At 60.6% G+C, this 22,477-nt stretch carries 25 protein-coding genes; 1 reads left to right on the forward strand and 24 read right to left on the reverse strand.

The genetic code is table 11. From position 1 onward, the window contains the following. Positions 1–51: 51 nt before the first annotated feature. From BMZ32_RS13485 to BMZ32_RS13525, 9 genes are read right to left on the reverse strand one after another with little or no spacing between them, the layout of a single operon-like run. Positions 52–510, reverse strand: coding sequence for a hypothetical protein (locus BMZ32_RS13485; protein WP_090242803.1), 459 nt, complete (start codon positions 508–510; stop codon positions 52–54). Beyond that, positions 511–1,176: a hypothetical protein gene (locus BMZ32_RS13490; protein WP_090242805.1), complete on the reverse strand. Its 666-nt coding sequence runs from the start codon at positions 1,174–1,176 to the stop codon at positions 511–513. It lies immediately after the preceding gene. Continuing rightward, positions 1,176–2,129: a hypothetical protein gene (locus tag BMZ32_RS13495; RefSeq protein WP_090242807.1), complete on the reverse strand. Its 954-nt coding sequence runs from the start codon at positions 2,127–2,129 to the stop codon at positions 1,176–1,178. The genes BMZ32_RS13490 and BMZ32_RS13495 overlap by 1 nt, the downstream gene beginning before the upstream one ends. Continuing rightward, complete coding sequence (locus BMZ32_RS13500) at positions 2,119–4,929, reverse strand: hypothetical protein (protein WP_090242809.1); 2,811 nt, start codon at positions 4,927–4,929, stop codon at positions 2,119–2,121. The genes BMZ32_RS13495 and BMZ32_RS13500 overlap by 11 nt, the downstream gene beginning before the upstream one ends. Next, positions 4,896–6,776 (reverse strand): hypothetical protein, encoded by a 1,881-nt coding sequence (locus BMZ32_RS13505; protein WP_090242812.1) that lies wholly within the window; start codon positions 6,774–6,776, stop codon positions 4,896–4,898. Before BMZ32_RS13505 ends, BMZ32_RS13500 begins: the two co-directional genes overlap by 34 nt. Before the next feature lie 8 nt (positions 6,777–6,784). Beyond that, on the reverse strand, positions 6,785–7,231 hold the full coding sequence (locus BMZ32_RS13510; protein WP_090242814.1) for a hypothetical protein: 447 nt from the start codon (positions 7,229–7,231) through the stop codon (positions 6,785–6,787). Beyond that, the gene (locus BMZ32_RS13515; RefSeq protein WP_090242817.1) at positions 7,221–7,640 is read right to left on the reverse strand and encodes a phage tail fiber protein; all 420 of its coding nucleotides are present in this window, start codon (positions 7,638–7,640) and stop codon (positions 7,221–7,223) included. Before BMZ32_RS13515 ends, BMZ32_RS13510 begins: the two co-directional genes overlap by 11 nt. Before the next feature lie 9 nt (positions 7,641–7,649). Beyond that, the gene (locus BMZ32_RS13520; protein ID WP_090242819.1) at positions 7,650–8,150 is read right to left on the reverse strand and encodes a hypothetical protein; all 501 of its coding nucleotides are present in this window, start codon (positions 8,148–8,150) and stop codon (positions 7,650–7,652) included. After that, complete coding sequence (locus tag BMZ32_RS13525; RefSeq protein WP_090242821.1) at positions 8,147–9,340, reverse strand: hypothetical protein; 1,194 nt, start codon at positions 9,338–9,340, stop codon at positions 8,147–8,149. The genes BMZ32_RS13520 and BMZ32_RS13525 overlap by 4 nt, the downstream gene beginning before the upstream one ends. Before the next feature lie 174 nt (positions 9,341–9,514). On the opposite strand from BMZ32_RS13525, the gene BMZ32_RS13530 reads away from it, so the two are divergent. After that, a complete protein-coding gene (locus BMZ32_RS13530; protein WP_090242823.1) occupies positions 9,515–9,961 on the forward strand; it encodes a hypothetical protein in 447 nt (148 codons plus the stop codon). A gap of 106 nt (positions 9,962–10,067) precedes the next feature. On the opposite strand, the gene BMZ32_RS13535 is transcribed toward BMZ32_RS13530, so the two are convergent. The 15 genes from BMZ32_RS13535 to BMZ32_RS13600 form a co-directional block, all read right to left on the reverse strand. Beyond that, positions 10,068–10,499 carry a hypothetical protein gene (locus BMZ32_RS13535; protein WP_090242825.1) on the reverse strand — a complete coding sequence of 144 codons (432 nt, stop codon included), beginning with the start codon at positions 10,497–10,499 and terminating at the stop codon, positions 10,068–10,070. A 2-nt stretch (positions 10,500–10,501) separates the two neighbouring features. After that, on the reverse strand, positions 10,502–11,074 hold the full coding sequence (locus BMZ32_RS13540; RefSeq protein WP_090242827.1) for a hypothetical protein: 573 nt from the start codon (positions 11,072–11,074) through the stop codon (positions 10,502–10,504). Further along, positions 11,071–11,703 (reverse strand): hypothetical protein, encoded by a 633-nt coding sequence (locus BMZ32_RS13545; RefSeq protein ID WP_090242829.1) that lies wholly within the window; start codon positions 11,701–11,703, stop codon positions 11,071–11,073. Before BMZ32_RS13545 ends, BMZ32_RS13540 begins: the two co-directional genes overlap by 4 nt. Then, positions 11,696–12,187, reverse strand: coding sequence for a lysis system i-spanin subunit Rz (locus BMZ32_RS13550; RefSeq protein ID WP_090242832.1), 492 nt, complete (start codon positions 12,185–12,187; stop codon positions 11,696–11,698). Before BMZ32_RS13550 ends, BMZ32_RS13545 begins: the two co-directional genes overlap by 8 nt. After that, positions 12,175–12,315 (reverse strand): hypothetical protein, encoded by a 141-nt coding sequence (locus BMZ32_RS19455; protein ID WP_167376760.1) that lies wholly within the window; start codon positions 12,313–12,315, stop codon positions 12,175–12,177. The genes BMZ32_RS13550 and BMZ32_RS19455 overlap by 13 nt, the downstream gene beginning before the upstream one ends. A gap of 1 nt (position 12,316) precedes the next feature. Then, on the reverse strand, positions 12,317–12,880 hold the full coding sequence (locus BMZ32_RS13555) for a glycoside hydrolase family protein (RefSeq protein WP_090242833.1): 564 nt from the start codon (positions 12,878–12,880) through the stop codon (positions 12,317–12,319). Further along, the gene (locus BMZ32_RS13560) at positions 12,877–13,167 is read right to left on the reverse strand and encodes an HP1 family phage holin (protein WP_090242835.1); all 291 of its coding nucleotides are present in this window, start codon (positions 13,165–13,167) and stop codon (positions 12,877–12,879) included. Before BMZ32_RS13560 ends, BMZ32_RS13555 begins: the two co-directional genes overlap by 4 nt. Beyond that, complete coding sequence (locus tag BMZ32_RS13565; protein ID WP_090242836.1) at positions 13,164–13,835, reverse strand: phage adaptor protein; 672 nt, start codon at positions 13,833–13,835, stop codon at positions 13,164–13,166. The genes BMZ32_RS13560 and BMZ32_RS13565 overlap by 4 nt, the downstream gene beginning before the upstream one ends. After that, positions 13,835–14,686: a RyR domain-containing protein gene (locus BMZ32_RS13570; RefSeq protein ID WP_139213960.1), complete on the reverse strand. Its 852-nt coding sequence runs from the start codon at positions 14,684–14,686 to the stop codon at positions 13,835–13,837. Before BMZ32_RS13570 ends, BMZ32_RS13565 begins: the two co-directional genes overlap by 1 nt. Before the next feature lie 47 nt (positions 14,687–14,733). Further along, positions 14,734–15,213 (reverse strand): hypothetical protein, encoded by a 480-nt coding sequence (locus BMZ32_RS13575; protein WP_090242840.1) that lies wholly within the window; start codon positions 15,211–15,213, stop codon positions 14,734–14,736. A gap of 55 nt (positions 15,214–15,268) precedes the next feature. Continuing rightward, a complete protein-coding gene (locus BMZ32_RS13580) occupies positions 15,269–16,561 on the reverse strand; it encodes a phage capsid family protein (RefSeq protein WP_090242842.1) in 1,293 nt (430 codons plus the stop codon). A 33-nt stretch (positions 16,562–16,594) separates the two neighbouring features. After that, on the reverse strand, positions 16,595–17,602 hold the full coding sequence (locus tag BMZ32_RS13585) for a hypothetical protein (RefSeq protein WP_090242844.1): 1,008 nt from the start codon (positions 17,600–17,602) through the stop codon (positions 16,595–16,597). A 266-nt stretch (positions 17,603–17,868) separates the two neighbouring features. Next, positions 17,869–20,169, reverse strand: a complete 2,301-nt coding sequence (locus BMZ32_RS13590) for a portal protein (protein WP_090242846.1) — start codon at positions 20,167–20,169, stop codon at positions 17,869–17,871. A 9-nt stretch (positions 20,170–20,178) separates the two neighbouring features. Then, entirely contained in the window at positions 20,179–21,759 is a 1,581-nt protein-coding gene (locus tag BMZ32_RS13595) for a terminase (RefSeq protein WP_208598721.1), read from the reverse strand. 2 nt (positions 21,760–21,761) lie between these two features. Next, positions 21,762–22,430, reverse strand: a complete 669-nt coding sequence (locus BMZ32_RS13600) for a terminase small subunit (protein WP_090242849.1) — start codon at positions 22,428–22,430, stop codon at positions 21,762–21,764. Positions 22,431–22,477: the final 47 nt, after the last annotated feature.

The raw sequence follows: 22,477 nt of genomic DNA on the forward strand, positions 1-22,477 counted from the left end.
CTTGCGAACCCTACAGCGGTTCGCGGGAATTAACGCTTTTAGGCGCCAGGCTTACACGGTTTCAATAGCATTCACCATGCCCGTCCAGAAGCGCGGCGGCGGCGGGATAACCGCCTCGCCGAGGTAAGTTGCACCCCCTGCTATGGGTGGAGATAGATAAGGCATCAGCAAAATATCTGGCGCGGCAGCTTTTGCTATCGCGTCAATGTCCAGTGGGGTTTCAGCAAACACTGGCAACCCATCCGCGCCAACAATACCAACGCCCAAGAAAATACCTGTGTCAGTCGCATAGACAGCTGAATACTCGCCGCCGACGACAACAACCGAAGACTCAAGGGCGCCCGCTGCATGCAGAAACCAACGGTATAGGCCGTAATCGAAAAACTCACTTTCTGTTTTCGTGCCGTAACTAGGTGGGCGCTCGTAACCGTTAGAAGCATCAGCCCAGTCATCAGGCAGCACCCCTTCACTCAGGGTTACAACAAGCTGAAATGAATTGTTCGCGGCCATTTAGAAATCCTGCCTGGTCGTGTAAGCGGAAAAAACATCACCATTCAGCTCCGCCGAGACATATGTCATATCACTGCCTGCAGTTCCTGATGCGAGCTGAGGAAGCCTGGTGGTGGTGAGGCGACTTTCACCGCTCAATGGCTCAGGGGTTATTGTGTAAAGAAAAGCCCCATCCCCTCCGGGGTTAGCGGGCATCGTGAGTATCGAGAGTCTTCTGCCGTCACTCGCAAAATACACTCTTGCATCACCGTCGGAGGATGGCGCGATAGGGCCAAGCAACAACTCAATGTCGGGCTCTGCAGCACCCTCCTCTGCGAATTTTGCATAGCTCACGGTCATCCGATAATCATTAAATAGCCGATCCCAACTAGCGCATATAACGCCCGCATCTATTGGTGAAAACCATTCACTACCGTGCAGTACATGGTGCTGACTTTTAATACCAAAACCCGTAATCGGCAGCGCGGCTATACGCTTAACCAGTGTTGTTCCTGCAATCGGATCATGAATGGCAAGCCTACAAACTTTCTCTGAAAGCCAGCCGTGATAGTCGTCATAAGACTCAAATAACAATGTGGGATTGTCCACGGCTGCGGGCGGGTAAGGGTCTGTTGGCCGGTACTCTGGTGGCAAAATGATGATGGCAACGGACTTTTTATCGATCATCACAGGTTCTCCACTTCGGCCACCAACGTACCGGCCGCACTCGCAGCGCCACTGGCTACGTTGGCAAATGCGCTTGCCGCCTGTCCAAGCGCCGACAGGTTAGCGTCGAAGTCGTTGCTGGCGTCCAGGGCGATCCGCGCGTTCTGCACGTCAATGTCAGCGCCGGCTTTCTCGGTTTCCAGGTTCAACCGCTCAAACGCTACTTCGACGTTGTGGTAGCTGGACAGCGCCTGGTAGAAGGTGCCCATCGCCTGAGCCCGCACGCGGGCACGCTCCAGATCGCGGTCAGGCATGGCGAACCACATGCGGTAGAAGTCCGCCATTGAGCGCATAAGCCCCAGCTTCAAGTTGATCGCTTGCTCTTCGGCAAACTTCAGCAGCTCCAGCTTAATCTCGGCCTCTTTGACCGCCTGCTCGATGTTCACTGCTGCTATCGCCAGGCTGGCACGCTGCTCGCTCTCTGTCAGTGCGGCGACCATCGCTCCAGGGGCCAGGGTAAAGCCAGCACCGGAGAACGTCGCCGCCAGGGTCTTTGATTCAGTCGTCTGCGCACGGTAGGCGCGGTCGCGAGCCTTGTGCCAGATACGCTCAAACACTGTTTCATCCAAGCCAAACGGTTTAACGCCGCTGATCACGTTAAGCAGAAAGTCTTCTGGCAGCGACTTATTGATCCCCGCACCGATGCTGGGGAAGTATTTTTGTATCCACTCGTCAGCCTCGCCGTTCAGACGGACAATCTCGGTCGACGTGCTGTCGCCACCGGCAAACAGATCGCTGAAAGCCGGTGGTGGCTGTGTATTCGGCTTACCTACTTCGTGATCAAACTTGGCCTGCTTGACGCGCGTGCGTGACCGCGTGTTGACGATCAGGCTGCGCGTGTTCAGCGCCTCGGTTAGCGCGCGGTTGGCAATGCCAAAAAGGTTGTTGGTTGTGGCTGGGTAATTACTGCTCATCTGTGCGCCCCTTATAAAGTGGTGAGGCCGGGTCAACCGCGCCGCTTTTCATTTCCGCTGTATCAATGTACTGACCAAGGCCGCCGCCGCCGCCAAGATCGTCGCGCACCATCACCCACGACGCGCCGCCGTCTGCGGAAGCAAACAGATAGGTGCGGTGATCGAATAGCCCGCCGCTGCCCTCGCGCAGGAATAAGTGCGCTGGCATCACCACCTCGCCATCTTTCAGCACCTCGCGCTGGTAGCAGTTCAGCGAGAAAAACCGCCCGGAAGGCGCTCCGTTCGGGCTATTGGGCAAGTCGCCCGTGAACACCACCTGCTGCGCCCCACTGTTAATGTTAATCCGCAACAGGGCGACGCCACGCTCTACGCTGCCTTCCAGGGTTGGCTCATGCATCAGCACCATAATGTCGGTCGAGCTGATTTGCGCCACCGTGTTGAACACCGCACCAAGGCCGTAGCGTTCTTCCAGCATGCGGTCTTTGGCCGTGCGCTTGACCTGACCGTTGCTGGTGCCGATCAGCCATGATTCGTTGTTGCTGGTGTTGACACCCAGCAGAGGCCGGTAAGCGCTGCCGAAAAAATAATCGTCACCATCAATGGTTGGCGCAAACACAAAGTTGTTCGGCGCGGCAATGACCGTGCGCGCACCGTTGACCATCAGCCACAGCTCCTCAAAGGCCGCCTGGTCAGGGCGCGGACCATAGCGGCCGTTGTCCTCAAAGAAGCTGCTACCGTTCTCGGTGCCCGTCTGGAATGAGCGCGTGCGCTGCTCCAGCGAGCCACAAAACTCATCACGCAGATAGCGCACAGCGCGGGCCAGGTACACGCGCTTGCCCTGCATCACTCCACCCCACAGCATGGCCGGGTACTTGGCCGTGCTGGCGTCCATGCCGCCCGCGAACAGGCTTGAGCGGGTCGGGCCGAGAACATCCCGGTGCAACAGCTCATGGCTCACTGGGGTTATGCCGGTAATGCGCCCGTCGCTCGCGTTAATAGTCGCAGTGACCTTCGCCAGCGCGGTTTTGGTCTGGTGAACCGGGGCGTCGGTGGGGCCGTAATAGATAAATTGACCATTGCCATCCAGCTTGGGCTGGCCCCAGTTGTCATATTCGCGCAAGCGATTGACCACGCTCACCGTAGTGGTGGCGCGCGAGGTCACGGAAAACAGCAGCTCCAGCTGATTGCCCACTTGCGTCGAGCGCACCTCGCCAAAAACCGCGCTCATGCGCTGATCGCTGAGTAGCTTGGGTTCTTCCTCGAGGTCGGCCCCGGACGCGGTAATGAACTGCGTCCAAGCGTCTTTCACCTTATCCGGCCAAATCCATGCCGGCAGGTCGTAAAGCGATACGAACAGGTGTGCGCCTATGTCAGGCATCGGCTCACCCTCGACCAGGCGTGCCGCGTCCAGGTACTGACCAATAGCGCCAAGCGATTCCACTTCGCCCAGTGGGTGCGGGTAGCGCGCTCCGTTGCTGTAGGGCGATGGCGGGCTAAACAGATTGGGTATGCGGTCTTCCCGGTCGCCAAGCCGGCTGGCGGCCTCGGTTTCGGTAAGCGCGACCTTCGGATTGACCGCGAGCACGCAAGCCAGCGGCGTGCCGTAGCCCATCACCGCCGTGCCATCAGTGCTGTTGAGCATATCGCCAGCGCCCAGCACGAATGATAGCGACGACAGGTTGCCAGTGCGCCGCGTGACTTGGCCTGGCACTTCGTATTCGTCATTCGCCTCAACGCTCATTACGTCGAAGGCGTCAGGCACGTTGACGCACGGGAACATCAACAGCGCCGCGTCATAGCCTGGCGAGTTATCCGTCGGCGCGTCGCAGCTGGGCGCTACATGCGGGTGGCAGGCTTGCGGCCTGGCGCCGAATGCCTCCAGGGTTGACTGCAGGGGCCAGGGGTTTCGCACGCCCTGGCTATACGACTGGCTGTTTACATCCCCCGGCCGCTTGCCGAATAGCTGCGGGGCTTGCACTGGCTGGCCGTCATAGAAGAACGTCGGTGGCGGGTCGCCGTAGGGCTTGGCGGTGTCTGTTAGGTCATTGGTGCGGGTCGGTGCGCCGATAAAGCGCACGCGCGAACCATACAGCTGACTCAGGTAGCCCGATTCGATGTACAGCTCGTAGCCGTCTGCCACCAAGCGCCTGCCCTGCGTATCCACCTTGACCAGCATGCTGTCATTCAGCGGGGCCAGCACGCCACGCCATGAGGTGTACGCAAAAGGCCACGGCCGAGCACTGCCGTCTTCGTCCAGCATGGTCACGCGGTACTGGGCGTTCACTTCGACCTCGTAGCGCAGTCGGCGCTGGTCTTGGTCGATTATCCCTGCTGATCGCGCCATGAGGTAGTCCGCCTCGCGCATATCCTCTTGCGGTGTATAAAGCTGTCGCATGCGGTCAGGACCAGAGCGGGTCACGCAGCTAAAGTACACGCTGCTGATTTTGCTGCGCGGCTTGTCCTTGTAAACCCCCGGCTTTAATGGCTCCCACTGCGGTCGCAGCAGCAACCCTTTGCGGATGTTGTACGTCCTGAGCAGGTAGCTGTAATCCAGGCTGAAAACAAAGTTCTCCTGCTCGCGCAGCGTCGAAGGCAGTTCGATGGCGGTCACAACCACGCGGTCATCCCCGCCAATCGCACTGACGATGTAGCCCCGAAACACCAGCGTCTTTTTATGCCCTGGTCGCGTAGCCTGGCCGAGCTGGCGCGCTTTACGTCGCACCACAGCATCTATCTCGCCAGCAAAGCGGATCAGCACATGGCGCATCACACGCGCCTCGCTGAAATCGGCATCAGCCATTCCACGCGATCCAGCTCCAGGCTGGTGGCGTCGAGCACCTCAAGGCGCACATCCCAGTGCCGCGACTTCACGCCCTTGGCCATCTGCCCGCGCAGCATGCCGCCGCGCCCGACTGCCTTGTAAGAGCGCTCCACGCCATCATCACCGGTTACGCGCAGATAGGTTTCACCATCACTGTCCAGTCCAAGGTAAACCGACTCCAGGCGCTTGCCGTTGCCGGCACCAGCGCCTACGGCGGCAAACTCAATGGCAGCCTGCAGAGGTTCGCTGTTGTGCGTCACACGGTAAATACCGTTCTCGGCCGCCGCGTAGGTGTCCTGGCCAACGCTGGCGAAGCTCACAAAGTCGAAGCCTTCATAGCGCGATACCGCACCGGTTAGCACGTTGGTGGCGTACTGCACTGCCTCGCCCTTGATGCGATCAAGTGCGTCAACGATAGACACCCGCTCAGTGAGGATGGCATTCAGCAGCGTCGACACGCTTACGTTACCGGTCATGCTCAGCGACTCAAACAGCGCCTCGGCAAACAACGCCGTAAGCGACAGCTCAACCGAGACACCCACCTGCTCGCGGATCGACACCAGCAGCGCCAGCTGCGACTGGTAGGCCTGCGCCACATTGATCGTAATGATCAGGTCGGCCAGGCCGGGGAAGGTCTGCCCCTCGTCACCAAACGCCCGTAGCCGTGGCAAGCGCAGGCGGCCAAAGCCATAGGCGTAGTCACCGCCGCCACAGGCCAGCGCCGGCAGGGTAATGTCGCTGTTGCCGATAAACCCAACCAAGCCGGAACCGTAGGCCGCAGGCGGCAGCAGGGCCAATAGCGCGCCACCACCCGGCACAATGTAAAAGCCACCATCGCCCTGCGCACTGAGGCGCGGCAGCCTGGCCAACCCTTTACTACCCTCGCCACTCCCACCAAACACGGAAAGCCCTGGCAGTGTCGCGCGCAGCGTGCCACCAGCAGCTGCCAGGCGAACGCCAAAGCCTACCCCGGCCTTGGCGCGCCCCGATGCGTCCACCCAGCCACTCGCCCACCCCGCAAAGCCTATGCGGTCCTTGGCGGCCAGCTTCTTCAACCGGAAGCCTACGCCACCTTTAGCCCTGGCGAAGTCAGGCACCGCCGCACGGAAACCTACTGCACCGGTTGCGCCACCCACCACAGGGAAGGAAAGCGCCGGATTGTTGATGTAGTCACCTGCGGTGTAGGGCATGGCGCGAACAAAGGCCGCGCCATGCAACTGGCCTACCACCGAATACGCCCAGTCACCGACACTGACGATTACCTGGCTGCCCACACGGCGCACCGCAATAGCAGGCTGCTGCTGCGGCGTGTACGGCGCTACGGCCAGGGTCAGGCCACGGCTGACCACTTCAATCGAGCCATCGCGCAGCATCACCCCGCCGACAATCTCGGCCGTAGTGAATGCTTGACTACCTGCGCCTTGAGCCGCTGCAACGCCGACGATCACGCCACCATTAGGGTGCTTGGCGTAGTCGAAGCGAAAAGCAAAATCCGCCGCACTCAGGTAGATAGAATCGCCCTTGGCATTCCAGCCGGCGCGAGTCTTCACCTTGATGCTCGGCGGGATGCGCGGGCGAGCTGCGCGGGCAGGCCAGTAGAAGACGTAGTAGCCGCCGCGATTGGTCAGCGGGTCATAGCGTATCCAGGTTTCCGTGCCACCACGCTCAGCCGTCCACTGCCGGAACAGGCCAACCCGGTAGTCGTCATAACCGCCATTGGCGCTGGCCGCTTGCAGCACCTCAAACGTGCGCGGGCCGCTGGCGGACCAGCCCTCCTGCCCACGGTCGAAGATGTATTGCAGTTCCTTGCTTAGGCGATTGGCCATGTTGAGCCTCAGTTGGCCGGCATTGCCACGGCAAAGTAATCAACCTTCTGGATCGCGCCCTGGGCAAAGCTCAGCGACGAGAAGTTCAGTTCTGCGCCGGAAACCGATACCGCGCCTTGCAGGCGTAGATAAGTCGAACCCGAACCGCCTGCGTCGCTTGGCTGCGTCCAGCGGAACCAAGACGCCGTGCCGGTGCCGACGGCAGTAGCGCGCCAGGCTTCGTCGGGGTTTTTGGCAATCACCGCGCCTGTCGCAGTGGGCTGCAGCGACAAGCCGGCGCCGGTGCCGTCGACGGAAAACTCTGCAAGCAGCACAGCATCGCCCGGCAGGCTACTGTCTGCCGCCTGCGGCTCTTGCCCCGAGTACACGCGAATCACTGCACCCTGCATGGCCTGCCGAAGCGAGCCGACGCCCAGCAGGTAGTTGGCCAGCCCAGTGCTGATTTTAGTCGCCATGACAGAAGCCCTCGATAATCAATTCATTGATTGGGAAGCGCAGCACGCCACCCGGCTGCACGATGCGCGGTGGATCAAGCGGCAGCACAGCCAGGGCAATGCCGCCGCTGCTCTGCGTATGGATCGACACGGAACGCACGGTGTACGGCGCAGCCGCGGCCGACGCAGGAAAGGCCAGGTCGGCGGTGTTCTTGGCGCTGGTCACGCCGAGCTCAACCGATGTGGCGAACGTCACGGCTTGGCGCGCGTAGTTGGCATCGCTGCCGGTGCTGACTTCGTTGGAGCTGGCGTCAATGCCAGCCTCGCCAGTGTGCGCTGCCACAAACCAAGCGGTCGGCCGCGCGGCCAGCGCCTCGGTGGTAAACAGCTGCTTGATGATTTCAGCGCTTGAATGCGTAGTGTTGGCCATGCGACCTCCTTAGCTGGTGACGAAGACAGTGGCGATGCGCAGGCGCAGCGTACTGCCCGCCGTCACGTCGATAGGCGTGTTAAAGCGCGCGATAGAGAACAGCAGGCCAGTGCCCGACGCCTTGTCCGAGGACGAGGCAAGGAAGCCGCCATACAGGCGCTTGTCGCTGGTGAACTCAAAGCTGGAGCGGTTGACCATGTTGTCGATCACCCCCGCTCCTACCGTGTCAGGCGTCCACAATGGGCGCGTGGCGCTGGTGTAGGTGGTACATTCAGCCACCGTCAGCGGCAGGTCGGCGGCAACGGTTTCCGCCACCGGCACATAGTTCTTTTCAAACAGGCCGACGTGCCAGGCGCTAATCAGTGGCGATGTACCAAGGAATAGCCCGGTAAGGTGGTCAATGCCCTCGTTAGGGATGCGGTTATGCACAGGCTGGCCGGTGACGACCTCGCCGCTCGGTAGGGTCAGCTCGGGGTAGAAGGTAAAGCCCCAGTCAGTTGTCTCTTTCACTGCACGATCTCCACTTCGTAATAGTCGCGGGCAACCATTCCGGCGTCTTCACGCGGGCCAGTCATGCCGGTTACAACGGTTTGATTACCGTCCAGGTCAATTGCCGCGCTTGTGCCGGCAGTGCCACAGGACGGGGCGAAGCGGTCACTGCTAACCAGGCTGACGCTGCCGTCCGCCTGACCAATAGCCAGCCCGTAAGGGGTCATCCAAGCGGCTCGACCGTCGCGCAGCTGTACCCCGGTGCCGGTAATAGCCGGGTAAGGCAGCACTTCACGCTGGCTCGGGGCCGGGCCTTCGATGCCGCTCAAGAAATAGGTTTTGTCGGCCGAGACAAACAGGCCATCGCCCGCCTTCAGCAGCACACCAACCGGCGCGGCAAACTGAAAGAAGCGCTCCAGACTGCTGCGCACATGGGGGCGCATAGGTGCAGTAAGCCACAACAGGCCGCCGCTGGCGCAGGCGAGCGAGCCGCCGACCTGGGCCAGCATTCGGCAAGGGATTGGCGACAGCTCGCCGCCGCCCTGAAAGCGAGCAGTGTCGTCGCGCAAGGTTTGCAGGCTCAGCGCTCCGCTGACCACGCCCTGCAAGTACAGGGTTTCGCCGTCAGCGGTTGAGGCGTACACGCGCACGCTATGCCCCGGCAGAGGATCACACGTCACTTCCAGCGAGCAGCCGTCCAGTAGCGCAATTGAGGCGGGAGCCACGGTCGGGCTTTCCTCGCCGTGCTGATTGATCTGCACGCACACCACTTGATACATGCCCTTGACCAGCTGGCCAGTACCCCGCTGCACGTCAAAACGACATTCACCTAGCCCCCAGCCACGCAGCACGCCCGCCTTATAGCGCAGGCAGTCGGCTTCAGTGCTGATAAACAGCTCGTCATTGAGCACTGCGCCAGCGAAGGCGCCCGCAGGCGGAATGCTGCCCAGCTGCTCAGTGGTGCCGGTGCGAGTGTCGAGGCGCATCAACTTGTCGCCCTCGGCATACAGCACGTCAGCGCCAACCGACAATACGCCCCGAATACGACTGCCCGACACCACTAGCTCAGCGCCAGGGCGCAGGGTAAAGGTGCCTCCATTGGTCGGGGTGACGTTCAACGCGTCGCGCACGCAACCTTCTTTGACTCGCTCACGGCGCGACAGGTTGTCGATGCCGCCACCCCAGTTCGTTTGCTCGATGCGTTCAGCCATATCCGTACCTGCTTGTGATGAGCAGATACTGGATTACGGCGATTTAGGGGGCGAACCCTACAGGGGGTCAGGCTTCACAAAGCAGCAAGAGTACGCGCACATCGTTTGAGTGGATGGCAGTATTAGCTGTATTTATAGTGTCCACTCGAACCATACAGTCAGGGCTCATATCACATGGAACAGCTTCGCCTCACCAAAACAGGATCTATCAAGTCTCTCTTCTTGAACATGGATGAACAGTTCCAGCAAATACAAATAAATTTTCTTAAACACATAACCCGCTGGCAAGAAATAGCCAGCGACCTTGGCAACGAATTCGAGGTAGTTAGCGAAAATCCTCCGTACGGAAAAGGCACAGTTTTTGGCAAAAAATACACCGTCAAAATGAGCCTGACCGTTCCTAATCTGAAGTCCGCAGAGTGCTTGGGTTGTATTCGTGTTTTAGCCGCCCACGCGGTCACAGGAGAACCTATGGAAGTAGAAACCTACCTGATGACTCAAGGACTAAATTTCTTCAGCAAAAACACCATGACCCCAATATTAATGGATGGTTCTGCGCGAACGGAGTACCAGGTTATTTGTGAAAGTATATATGCCGTAGCTGAGTCGCCGGATACTTGATGTATTGGAGTAATGTCACTGGGGCGCTCTCGTCTACAGGCAACAAAAAGCCCGCACGTGGCGGGCTTTCAGAGTTACATAGGGCTAAAATCCTACCAGCCCTGTTTTATCCGACGTAAATGTTCAGCGGAGTAACCATGAACAGCATGTTGCCTGCCCCATCACTGTTAGCCTTGTAATAGCATGGCTCGCTGCCTGGCACTGTGTATGAGCGTTCGCCTGTTCCGCTAACCTGAATTGTGACATTGGTGTAAATAGTCCCCGCATTTCCAAGGTTGACTCCAGATCCAGCATCTAAGACACCCTCAAAGTCAAACTTTGAGTTCGTGCCAAACCCACCGCCCTGCACGGGCGGGAGCAAATTACTAACCACCTTCATTTCACTCCAGTAGGTGTACGGCACGCCTTCGTACACGCCGCTATCCACAGCAAACCAGATCGTTCCATTGTTGGTGTCAATATAGTGCGACCCAGTTTCGGCGATAAATGTATCTGTCGGCGGAACCACGCCCTCATAAATATGCTGCTTTGTCGCCATGATCATGCTCCTGCTATGAGTGTATTGCCCGCACCATCGACCAGCACATTGCCAGCGCCATCAGTCAGTGCGCCATTAGGCGCCCCCCCGCTGCTTTCAAGCGTTTCAAGGCGCAGAGTCAGGTCTGCCAGCTGAGCTGTCACGTTGTCACTAATGCCGGCCAGCTTGTTCTTCTCTGTGAGCGTGAAGTTTTCTTGGCTTAGGCCGTAGCCTTCTGCCCTGTCCACCTTGCTATTCAGGGCTATGGTCAGCGCCTCCGGCTGCACAGCCGTTGCCGCAAGTTCGCCCTGGCTCTGTGTTGCTGCGCCTATTTGCGCGGCAGTTGTTGGGATGAACGGCTTGCCAGTTAGCGCCGAATAAGCCCCGGAGAAGGCAACCGCTGCCAGGCTTGCACCATTGGCCGGCGTGTAACCAAGAGCTGCGGTTACGTCAGCGCCTATGAGGACTACAACACCCGACCTGGTATTGAATGTGCGCACCCCGCCGCTGCCTCCAGGGCCGCCGCCAGCGATACCGCGCATGCCGGCCGATATAACGGACCGACTACCTCGCTTCGTAATGTAAAGCGGGCTCATGCTGTCACCTCATTCTCAACTACCATCTGGCTGATGGCAGTCAGTGAGTAAATTTGGCCAGTAGGGGCGATCGCCTCAACGTCGTACACACCACGCCTCCAACTGAGGCCCGCCGAAGTGGCAGCGTCCATCGTCAAGAAGAACGCGCTCAGGCCCACATCAACAATCGCAGTACCGTCTCGGGTTTCAGCCGGATCACTGTGCCAAGAGAACAAAACCTGACCGCCAGCCTTGTCACGCACCTGGGCGCGACAGTGCCAGCCGGTAAGGTCGACCGGCGGCCGCGTTATCAGCAACCCTTGGCCGACCAAATCTTTCCAGCAGAAGGCCACTACACCTGGAACCTCGATGGTGTTCTCGTCAACGACGGTCACAAAGTAAGGCTCGGCCTCGATCACTTCACGCGCATCGCTCGACTGCACCGCCGTGTTCAGCTCAGCAGGACGCTTTACGCACGTCACCCAAAAAGGCCAGCCCTCCGGCAGGCCATGAGCCTGCACGGTAAGGCGCAGCGGTGCTTTGCTTGGCATGCCCTCGATGATGAACTGGCGCGGTTCATCGTCGGCGTACAGAAAGCCAAACTCAAAGGTCTTGCCGCGGGTGATAGTTAGATCGATCTGCTCAGCCATTGCTGCCAACTCCGATTATTTTGCACTTGCTGTGCAGGCCGATAAGGGCTTTCTGTAGCCCCTTTATTTGGGCGCGGTGTTGTTTGAGCCCTTGCTGTAGGGCTGAATAATCCCATCCAGCAGCGGCTGTAAGCTCTGCGGTTCCTGCATCAGGCTCGCCGGCAATGGCGGTGGGGCGGTCCACTCGCACGCAGGTGGCATTGACTCGCAGCCCGCAAGTGCCATCAGCAAGACAGCGGCGCAGACGATCAGCTTCATCTTGAGCATCGGTCGTTTCCTTCTGGTATTCGGCCTCGGCCGCCTGGTAGTCGGTGATCAGCTCACGGCTGATACGCAGCGTGACGCGCAGTGATTCAGCCTTAACGGCACTCTCGTCGGCCGCCGTTACCGCGTTATCGCGCTCACTGGTGACGTTATCGATGCGCCACAGCGCCAGGACCAACAGGACGCTAAGAGCGGCCGTAATGGCGATCAATACGCGCATGGCTTTGCCCCTTTGGCGATTGGGTAGGTCAGGGCCACCGGCATATCGTCAGTGGGCGCCTGCACTTTCTCAGGCGTCAGCACTGGCTTTCGGCGAGCGACTACACGCTTGCGTTGACGTAGGCGCATATCACTGTCCTCCTTGTGCGGCCATGCACTGAGCATGGCGCTTTAACTGCCGCTGCCATGAACCCCAGCAGCGTCGGTTGGGCTTGCCGTTGACCAGGGTTGAGCAGTCGTAGCCTGCGGCGAACCGATACGACAGCAGCGCGGCGCAGGCCTTTCCGTAATTTCCTGCACGCAGTTCACGGCGCATGGCTGACCGGCTCCAATTGCCGATGCCGTACTGGCCCGTAAAATCCAGGTACAGGTCGTATTCCTCTTGGTACAGCTTCACGCCAGGAAGCGTGGCGCGGAAACGCCGCTCTTCCTCGCTGTGAAGTGCTCGCGCCAATTGGTCAGCACGCTCGCGGGTAATCGGGCGGTCAGCCAGCGTGACAGGCGTACCGTCCTCATAGCGGGTTGAGCCATAACCAATGGTGGGTACGTCGCCCTTGGTAGGGATGTGCGGCGCCAGTAACTCAGCGCCATCCTGCTTGACTGCGGGGCTACTGCCTTCGCTGGCAATCCACCCGGCAAACCCTATCGCGCTCAACGTAAGAGCAGCAGCAAGCGTCCTAACGCGCCCTGTCACTCGCCACCTCCCTGCAGCTCGCAAGTGTTTGAGCCTGGCAGCTGGCGACACAGGCGCTGGACCTCAAGGTCATGGATGCGCTGTGCCCGAGCATCAGCAGTCTCCTGCATGCGCAGCTCCATCCGGTACTTGCGCACCTGCCACAACTGATTGGCCAGGAACGTAAGCAGCGCTGTCACGATGCCGACGATGACTCCCCATTCGGTCAGCGTCAGGCCTGCTGCCACGGACACCGCGCCGCCTGCATAACTGGCCGCGCTCATTACTTTGTCGGCTGTCTGACTCATAGAAAGTGCGCCTGATTGTGGTGTGGTCCGTCTTCGCGCGTGATCCGGCGCAGATTGCTGTCCGGACGTACACCGAAGTAGTTGGTAAAGCGGCGCTCAGCTGCATCAGCGCTGCCCAGGTTCATGGTTTCGGAGTCAGGCAAGCCGTAGGCACGGAACAACGCCCAGTCGACCAGGTGGCGATGGTGCGCCACATGTATTTCTGGCTTGGCCGTGCCGTTCTCGGCGAGCGACTTCAGCGGCAGTCTGTAGCACTCCATCAGCAAGGTGCCGGCCGCCAATGGGCGCGGTACCAAGCGAATAGAGGTTTCGGACTGAATGGCGTAAGTCGGCGTGCCGTCCAGATCGCGCCAATCGCGCACCCGGTCATCCAGGTACTCGACGGACACCAGCTTGACCGGCTCGCGCCGTGGCGCACCGACCAGGCGGAAACCAACGCTGCTTATCTCGTACAGCGCCGGATGCAGCTGATACACCGACGTGCCGACCTCGGCGTCGATTTCGCACACAAGCGCATTGCTCGACTCATGCAGTAAGCGCCCACGAATAGCCGCTTCTGCCTCGGCCTCAGCCAGCCAGCCATGCACCGTACTGTCGTCGAACAGGTACGGCTTAACCGTGTCCTGCACGTCGATGCGAAACGCCTTGGTCAGCTCGTCGCGCGTCATCAGACAGCCCCGTACTGGTCAATGAAGCCAATAGCTTTGGTGCGCATGACGTCTACCGTGTCCCGGCTGCCGAACGTCTGCCGGTAGTTGTTGGTGGCAAACTCGCGCAGGGCGGCCTTGTCCATCAGCATCACGCGGTCGCGCAGGTCTTGCAGGTCAGACAGCTCGGTGCGCTGCTCTTCCTGACGCTTGCCGGCTTCTTCCAGCAGGGCGTCGGTATCGTCCGTGCTGGCCGCCTTGGTCGCCTTAGTGGTGCGCGGGGCCGTCTTGCCAACGGCAAACATATCGCCGTGGCGCAGCAGCTTGCGCGCAATGTCGTGAGGCACAGAACGCACCTGGCCACGCTCAAAGGTCAGACCGGTTTGGTAAAGGTGGTCCTTCCACGACTCGCGGCGACCGATGTATTCCACCAGTGCATAGCCCGCCTGTACGTCGTCGACGATCAGCACCTTGGCGCTGCTCGGCCGCTGTTCAGGCTCTGCCTCGACGGTGATCGGTACGGCTGCCAGTGCATGCACTACGCCACGAAAGATGAAGTCCTTAGCCTTCTGCTCGGCCGGCAGGTCGTCATACGGCATAAAGCAAGGGTGGGTCTTGGCGTCGGCGTCCTTGACCGGGCCATAGGTCCAGCCGTCGGCCTCTTTACCCGCCAGCCAGGAAGCGTGCGAGTCAGCCGGGGTTGCATCCGGGTTGGCCAGGTGCATTTTCACACCCGCCTCGGCACTGTCCTTTTGCCATTGCGGTGCGTCTGCCCATGCAGGCTGGCTGTCATCGCCGAGCGACTGGCAGTACGCGCGATTCGCTTCATGGCAAACCATCGCCATCAGCGCAACACTCATTAACTTAGACACGGCATTACTCCTGAGCGCGGGAAGGCCGAAGCCCTCCCGCTAGTGGATTACTTCGGACCAAGCAGTTCGCCGATTACCGCTACGTCGACCTTGCTCGCCTTGGCGTTTGGGGCGCCTGCGATGGTCAGGACCAGATTCGCCGTTTTGGGCAGCGTCACGATGGCCTTGCTCGATGCGTTGCGCAGGCGAGCGGCAGAACTCAGGGCAATGCCGGCGCCGAAATACGCCGCGTCCTGCGGCACAGCAGCGCTGTCTTCACCGTCCTCGTACTCAAAGCCGAGCGAACCGGTGACGGTGGCGGACATTGCAGTGGAAATCACCAGCGTGCAGTCATCCAGGCGCATGCCGGCCGGCAGAGTGCCGAGGACTACCTTGTCATCTACTGCCAGTGGCGCAGCAGAGTCAGCACCAACCGCGCCGCCATTGGCAGCAGTGGCCAGCGCGTAGGTCAGCACCGACAGGTTGCCGAACGGGGAAGCGCCGCCGAATTGGCGACCGCGAAACTGGTTAATCGTTACCTTAGCCATGATGGCCTCCTTCAATCAGATGGAACGGATGGGCCTGGCTAGCAGGCCCATCGCATTACTTGCGGGCGCCGATGATCGGCACGGCGGTATCGAATACCGTCACGCCGTAGTCGGTGAACTGGCTGCCGTCGCCGTGATCCACATCGAAGCGAATCTTGGAAACGCCCCGGATCATGCCCAGCAGCAGCTCGCACTTGTCGCCGTGGTCCAGCTCCTTCTCAGACCAGAAGAACGGAATCTTCGACTTGTCCGAGGCGGCCCAGGCTTCAGCAACGGCCTGGCCGCCAAGCAGGATGGCGCGGTCGACCGCGTGCGTAGTGCCAAAGGAGGCCGGCACGATGCAGCTGGTTTCCGCTTCGCTGGTGTAGGAGGCGCAATACTTGATGGTGTCGCCCGCATAGAAGCGGATCGGCTTCGGCATCTTGACGATCAACACGCCGTTCCACAGGCCCGCGTCACCCTTAAACAGCGGGTGGCCTTTCGCCTGGCTGGCACGCGCCATAGCGCTGGCCTGGAACGAACGGAAGTTCGGGTCGGTGGCGAAGGTGCTGTACTGCGCCGGCGAAACCAGCAACACGCGCAGCGGCGAATCGGTGGCGGCTTCGTCGCCCTCGAAAATGACCGGTGGCGGCGGCAGCGCGATCTGCTCCATGTAGGTGCGGATACCGTCAACGGTGTCCATCTTCAGCAGGTCAGTCGACACCAGGTCGACTTCGCCAGCGTTGACGGTGAACGGCTTCACGCCATTGCCGCCGTCGGCGATGAAGTGGCGGTTCTTGGTCGGCGCCTTCACCGGGTTGACCATGATGGCGGCGAAGTCCGAGTCGGCAGTGGTCGGAACCACCCACTCGATGTTGTCGTTAAAGCCGCGCGCACCCGCCATGTGCACCAGGTTGCTCTGGTCGACGTACTTGTCAGCCAGGCCTTGCGCTACTGGGCGGCCCAGCTTGCGGAAGTCGGCAGGGCTGCGGATGCTGGTCATGGCGTTGCCCAGGTCAACCGGGAAACGCGCTTGATCCACGCGCAGACGGTCTTCGGACAGCTTCATGCCGACGCCACGGCCTTCAGCGTTGGCGCTGCCCATGATCGGCTTGGCGCCCACCGGGTTCAGCAGGTGGAACGTCACCTCGTCGCCAGTGCTCTTGCCCAGGTCCATACACTTGACGATGGGCATGTGCGAAGAACTCTGCTTGCGCAGGGTCATTTCGGCGCCGGCCGTACCCGTCGGCATCTTGCCGGTCAGGCGGTTCATGGTGGTATTGCGCTGGTTGTGCGATGCAAACAAGCCAACGGCCTGTTGAATCTGCGCGGTCTTATCACCGTAAGGGGTATTCGTTTTGTTGGTCATGTGATGACCTCCTGTAGTCGGGACGGCGGCGCGTTAAAGCTGCCGGTTCAAATAGGCTTCGATTTGTTCGGGGGTCATCGAGGCCATGGCTTCAGCCATTTCCACGCTCCCCATTTGCGCCAGCGCCTCATCACGCGAAGCTGGGCCTGCGGTGCCGCCCGGAATGTCCGAGAGGCTTGCTGGCACAGCGGGGCGTGATTGGGCGATAACGGCTTTGGCGGCGGCCTTCGGGTCAGCCGATGGCGCGGCCTGCGTCTTTCCAGTGGCTTGCTTGAACGTGTCGAAGAACTCGATCACTTCGGCGGCGGTGCCTTTCTGGCTCAGGTGGTCATACCCGGCGCGTACATACGCGGGCTGAGCCTTGAGCCAGTCGGCCAGCTCTTTGCTTTCGGTGATCGAGTCGAGGTCGGGGTGCGCGGCGTAGATGGCACCAAAGTGGGCATCCTCGACGGTGCGCGCCTTCTCTTGCTGGAAGGGGCTAAGGGCGTTCGCCAGCTTCTCGTCAAACTGCTGTTGCAGCGCTGCGGTCTGCTGCCGAACCAAATGCAACACGCCCTTGGCAATGGCTTCCTCGCTGAAGTCGCCGAACAACTCAGGGTCAACACCGGCCTCGATGGCCGCTTCAGCAGCAGCCACTTGGTTGTCGGTTTTGGTGGGCGCTATCCCGGCGTCCGCACGCTGTTGAGACTGGGCTTTTAGTTCGGCTAACTCCTGCAGGGCGGCCTCTGCTCGCTCCCGCTCCCGCTGTTCGCCCTCGCGGGCTGTCTTCGCGGCTTCGCGTTCATCCACTAACTTCTGGTAGTCGATGGTGTGCTTGCCGTCCCGCGCCAAAATCACCGCGTTATCGGGTGTCAGCTCGGGCTCGTTGCTGGCCTTCGCATCGCCTGGCGCTGGATCGTTCTCAGGGGTGGCGCAGGGCTCGCCACCAATTTCCGGCAAGCCGGTATCGCCCTCACCCAGCTCTAAAAGCCGGGCAGCCTGTTCTGCGGTCATTTCGCCGTCGGCGTGCTGCTGTAAAAACGCTTCTTGTTCGGTATTCATGCCTGTCCCGCCACATATCGCCGTGGCCGCTTGGGGCTTAGCAATGCAGGCCAAACAACGGCCTACTCATCGCTGCGCGCGTAGCGCTCAACTTACGAACAAGTGTCAAGACAGGGGGGGGGTCGAGCGAACCCTACAAAGGGACAGGGTTTTTGCAGGTCAAATTGCAGGCGTAAAAAAACCCGCCGAAGCGGGTCAAGGTCTTGCACGCTGTTCGTTTTAAGCAGTGCCACCCACGTCATGGCGGCCAGTCGTTTGCTCTTTGCTCATGCTCCTAAGTTGTCAGTGGTGGCGGGTGTCTCGATGCCCTGCATCGGCGAGCCACCTTGCTGCGGCACCGGGGGATAAGCCGGGCTGGTGTTCTGCTGCACAGCAGGCGGCAGCTGCTCACTGCCTGGCTGCGCGCCATCGCCCTGAATGTACGGGCTGCGAATGTTCATCGCCGCGGCCTTGTCGACCGTCGGGAAGTTGGGATCGTCGCCGCCTGGTGTTGGTGAGCGGTAGCCAGCGCCCTGCATCACCGCGTCGGCAATCGGCGCGATCTGCGGCATCTGCGCCACCTGTGCGCCGGCCTGCATCGCGGAGTACGCAGCCTGCACACCGATCTGCACGGCACGCGCCTGGATTTCGGCAATCTCGCTCTCGCTCTTGCGCTCCTTCATCGCCAGCTCGCGCATCTTCACGTCAACACCAGACTTCTGCAGTGCGTCCTTCACCGCTTGCTCGATACGCTTCTCAACGGCCTCGGGAGACTCCTGCTCGGCAGCAGCGCGGATAGCCTCGACCACATCCTTCTTGAACGGCACATCCATGAGCGAAACCATGAACGGCAGCATTGCCGCCTGGTACTGCGCCGGCAGCGACTTGACCGCTTCGGACATAGCGTTGAGCTGCTGGCCGCGATAGCTCTTGGTGCTCGGCACGTCTTCCAGTGCCACTTGCAGGCGAGTGCGCTGCAGGTCGTTGCTCAGGTACGCATAGCCCAGCTCGTCGACCTCGGGCTTGTTGATCACCACCTCGCGATCCTCGCGCACGGCATCGCCCTCGATGATGATCGTCTGCGGCTTATCGCCCAAGTCTTCAACGATCATCGCCAGTAGCAGCTCGCCGACCATGGAGCGACCTGCCCGGAAGTTGTCCATCATCCGGGCCAGGCTTTGGTTGCTCTGCTCTACCTGGGTCTGCTCCTGCAGTCCGCTACGCGCAGTGCCCTCCTTGCCCATAAAGCCGCTGGTGACTGCAGACACGCGCTGGATGGCCTGACGGCTGTCTTGGATCAGCTGGAAGTGCTGGGCGTTGAGTTGGAAGTCGCGCTTCACATCAAAGCGTGCGCCGTTACGAGCCATGTGCTCGGCATTCAGCACAATGTCCGCGTCCACGCGGCCAACCTGGCGACGGAACTGAGCATCGGTCATATCCACTGCGCCCTTGGTACGCTCGGTACGGACCACAGCCATACCCCAGCGCAGCTTCGATATGCCGCTGTTGAGGCTGTCCTGCGGAAAGATCATGCCGCGCACATAGCCATACGGCACGCTGCTGCTGTCCTCGCGGAAGCCCCAAAACGGCACATAAGGGAAGTGGTTGTGGGTGTAAGACGTCGGGCCGTCGTGCATCAGGTGCGGCCCAAGCCAGTAGCTGCGGCGCACGCGGGCGACCACGGCCATGCTGTGCTTCACGGTGCCGCTGGCCACGGCAATGTTGTGCGCAAGGTTGTTCTCGTCGTACTCGACCACGCGGCCGTCGGGGCTGGTGATCACGGCCACGCTCACCCAGCGCCGGTACCACAGTTCCACCAGGCACACCTGCTTGCTCACCGGGTTGTACCAGCGGTCTTCCTGCACGGTGCGGTTGCGCGCCTCGCCCCAGGCATTGCTCAGTCCTGTCGATGATCCACCGTCTACAGCTTCAAGCGCCTGCTCAGCCCACCAGCCGGGACCATGGCGGTCAATCGATAAGATCAGCTCCTTGTGCTGCGGGAACACCATCGCAATGCGCTTGGGCACCAGCCAGCGCTTGCGGCGCAGGTAGCGGGCATCGCTCAGGTCATCTTCAGTAGCGGCAAAGTCCCAATCAATTTCACGGCGATGCACAGCCGTGCAACGGTACGGGTACTTGAATGGGTCGCTCTCGCGCTTCACTTCCACCCAGCCCAGGCCAACGGCGATCTGCGGGCGGAAGGCGTTACTGCACGCGGCATCGGCCTTGCTGTGTCGCTCAGCCTCGTTCAGCTTGAAGTTCAGCGCATCCGCTATGTCCTGGCCGCCCGTCTGACCGTTAGCCGTCACGCGCCAGTCGCTGCGGATGGTCGCCTCGTAGCCCTGGATCGATAGCAGCGCCGGGCCTACCAAGTCCTCAACAGCAGGCGGAATGCCCAGGTCGCGCTGGCGTTGCAGCAGGTCGCTGGCCAGTTGGTTGCCGTCGGCATAGTCCATTTCCTTGTCGGCCGTAGCGCGCCAGTGCGGCTGCTCTTCGATTTCCATCAAGAACTCGGCGTACTCTTCCAGGGTGATTGCCAGCTCATCGGCGGCCTGGGTGTCTGGCGACTTAATCGCGGTGGCGTCCATGGTGATTCCTCAAGTGCGCCAGTCGGGCGGCGGGGCTTCTTGGTAAGTGGTTGCGCGGGTAGCGCCGTCGATAAGGTTCAGCTCTTTGGCCTGTGCGTACTGGCGATAGGCGTCGGCGCCCTCGCTGCAGCCGTTGGCCTTGTTGGGCGTGTCGATGTAACCGTTGGCGGCGCGGCTAAAGACTTTCTTGTAGCCCTCCAGCCGCTCGATACCCTTCTTGCAGCGCACCTCGTCGAAGTAGGCGCCCTTCAGGTGCTTGCGCACGGCATGGATACCGGTGATCAGCTCGCTTATGCGGGGCAGCACAAAGAACCGCTCACCTGGCATCAGGTCTTGCAGCATCTGTTCTGTGCTCTTGTTGTAATCGCTCAGGCGCTCATGCGCGGCGTCATGCGGCAGGAAGTGCGTGCCGAAGATGTAGCCCTTGGCGCGCAGCTCGGCGACGTAGTGGCGCAAGTCCTTGTCGTGATCTTCGAAGTAGTCGATAAAGCGGTCGTCGCCGCGACTCTCCTGCTGGAACCAGATCGCGCAACCGTCCTTCTTGCCAATGTCCCAGTAGGTGTTGACCGGCACATCGAGGACTGGCAAGCGCGTGACACCACCACGCTTGCGCAGAGCGATCATATCCTTGGCGTAGTAGTTGCCTTCGGTGCTGACCTGGAAGGCCTCGGCCGGTGTCGACGGGTACTCTTGCCACATCCGCTCTTCAGCGCCGGCAAAGTCGGCCTGCTTGGTGGCGACATACCAGGCGCGCTGGTCCGGGTCGATCCTGCAGTCCATTTCAGCTTCGATTTTGTCGAAGTAGTCGTGCTCATCACGGGTGATTGCCACGGTTGTGACGGGCAGGCGATAGCGCGGCTCTTGCCACCAGGCGTAGAAGTGGAAGCGGTAGTCTTTGGGCGTCAGCACCTTCTTGCTGGCATGGTTGGCCTGCGCGATGCCTACCATGTTGAAGAACTCGCCTTCACGGCCTTCAGCGGTACTCTCGATCACCAGCACGCCGTTGGTTGGCACGGCCGGTATCGAACCGGTTACTACTTCCTGCGCCTTGTCCGGGTACTTGGCGCAAATCTTCCCGAACTCGGAAACGTGCAGGCGGTGGATGGTGCCCGAGCGCATTGACGTGCCGACGCGCACCGAACTGTTGTTGTGTGCGAAAAGCAGCTCTACCGCGCTATCCCTGGCCAGCGGAAAACGCTCACGCAGCTCTGGCGGCAGGTTCTCGTAGGCGAATTTGACCTTATCCCGAAAGATCGTTTCGGCTGCCTCACGATCCTGGGCAATGATCCCGCAGCGCTGGTTGGCATTGAACAGAGCGTGGTCCAGCCACATCACGGCAATCAGTGTGGTGAAACCCAACTGGCGTGCCTTCAGGATCAGGTTGCGGTGCCAGAGCCGACGGATAAACCGCTTCTGCGCACGGTTGGGCGCAAACGGCATGACCAGGTTGTCTTCGCCGTCATCGCCCTTAATCATGATCTTGTACAGGCAGCCGCTAAACAGCCGCCACTCTGGATTGAGCAGGCAGCGCTCCAGCTCTTCGGCGTTCGATGGCAGCTCGGCCAGCGGCTTGGAGACAGTCGCAGCCATCATCAACCCTCGTCGTGTTCAGGGTCGTGCGCCACAGGCATAAAGCCGACGTTGCCGGCTGCGTTGATCCGCTCCAGCACTGCCACCAGCGGGTCGACGCGCTGCTGGTTGTCCAGCTCATACAGGCCCAGGTGCTTGAATAGCTTCTCAAGCGCGGTGTTCTTGTCGCTGACCTTGTACTCAGTGACGGTCGTTTCGCCCTTGCCGTCTTCATCCTTGCGCGTACTGATCTTCACGCCGCTGATAGCTGCAGCCGTATCGTCGTCCAGCTCATGTATGTCTTTAGGCTCGCCGTCATCGCGGAACAGCTTGCGCGGGTCGAACAGACCGATGCGCGCGACCTCCTGCAGCACACGGTCAGCGGTGATACCGGTGCGCTCCTGCTGCTTGGCTAGGCCAGCTTCGATAGCGGCCCTGACCACAGGTTTTAACAGGTTCTCAGTCGCCATCTGCTGCGCGGTCTTTGCGCTATAACCTGCACGAATCGCGGCCTGCGTGCCGTTCTGGTCAACCAGGTACTCATCGACAAAGCGCTGCTGCTTTGCGGTGATACGCACCTCTGCTTCCTGCACCTTCACAGTCTTCTGCGCACGCGCCTTCTCACCTGCTGGCTTCTTAGAGCTGGCAGGTGTTGGCTTGGCTTTGGGCGTTACTTTGGGTTTGGTAGTCATGCCGCAATGGTGGCGGCACGCTATGGGGAGGGGCGAACCCTACAGGG

This window comes from Pseudomonas guineae (assembly GCF_900113745.1).
GTDB lineage: Bacteria > Pseudomonadota > Gammaproteobacteria > Pseudomonadales > Pseudomonadaceae > Aquipseudomonas > Aquipseudomonas guineae.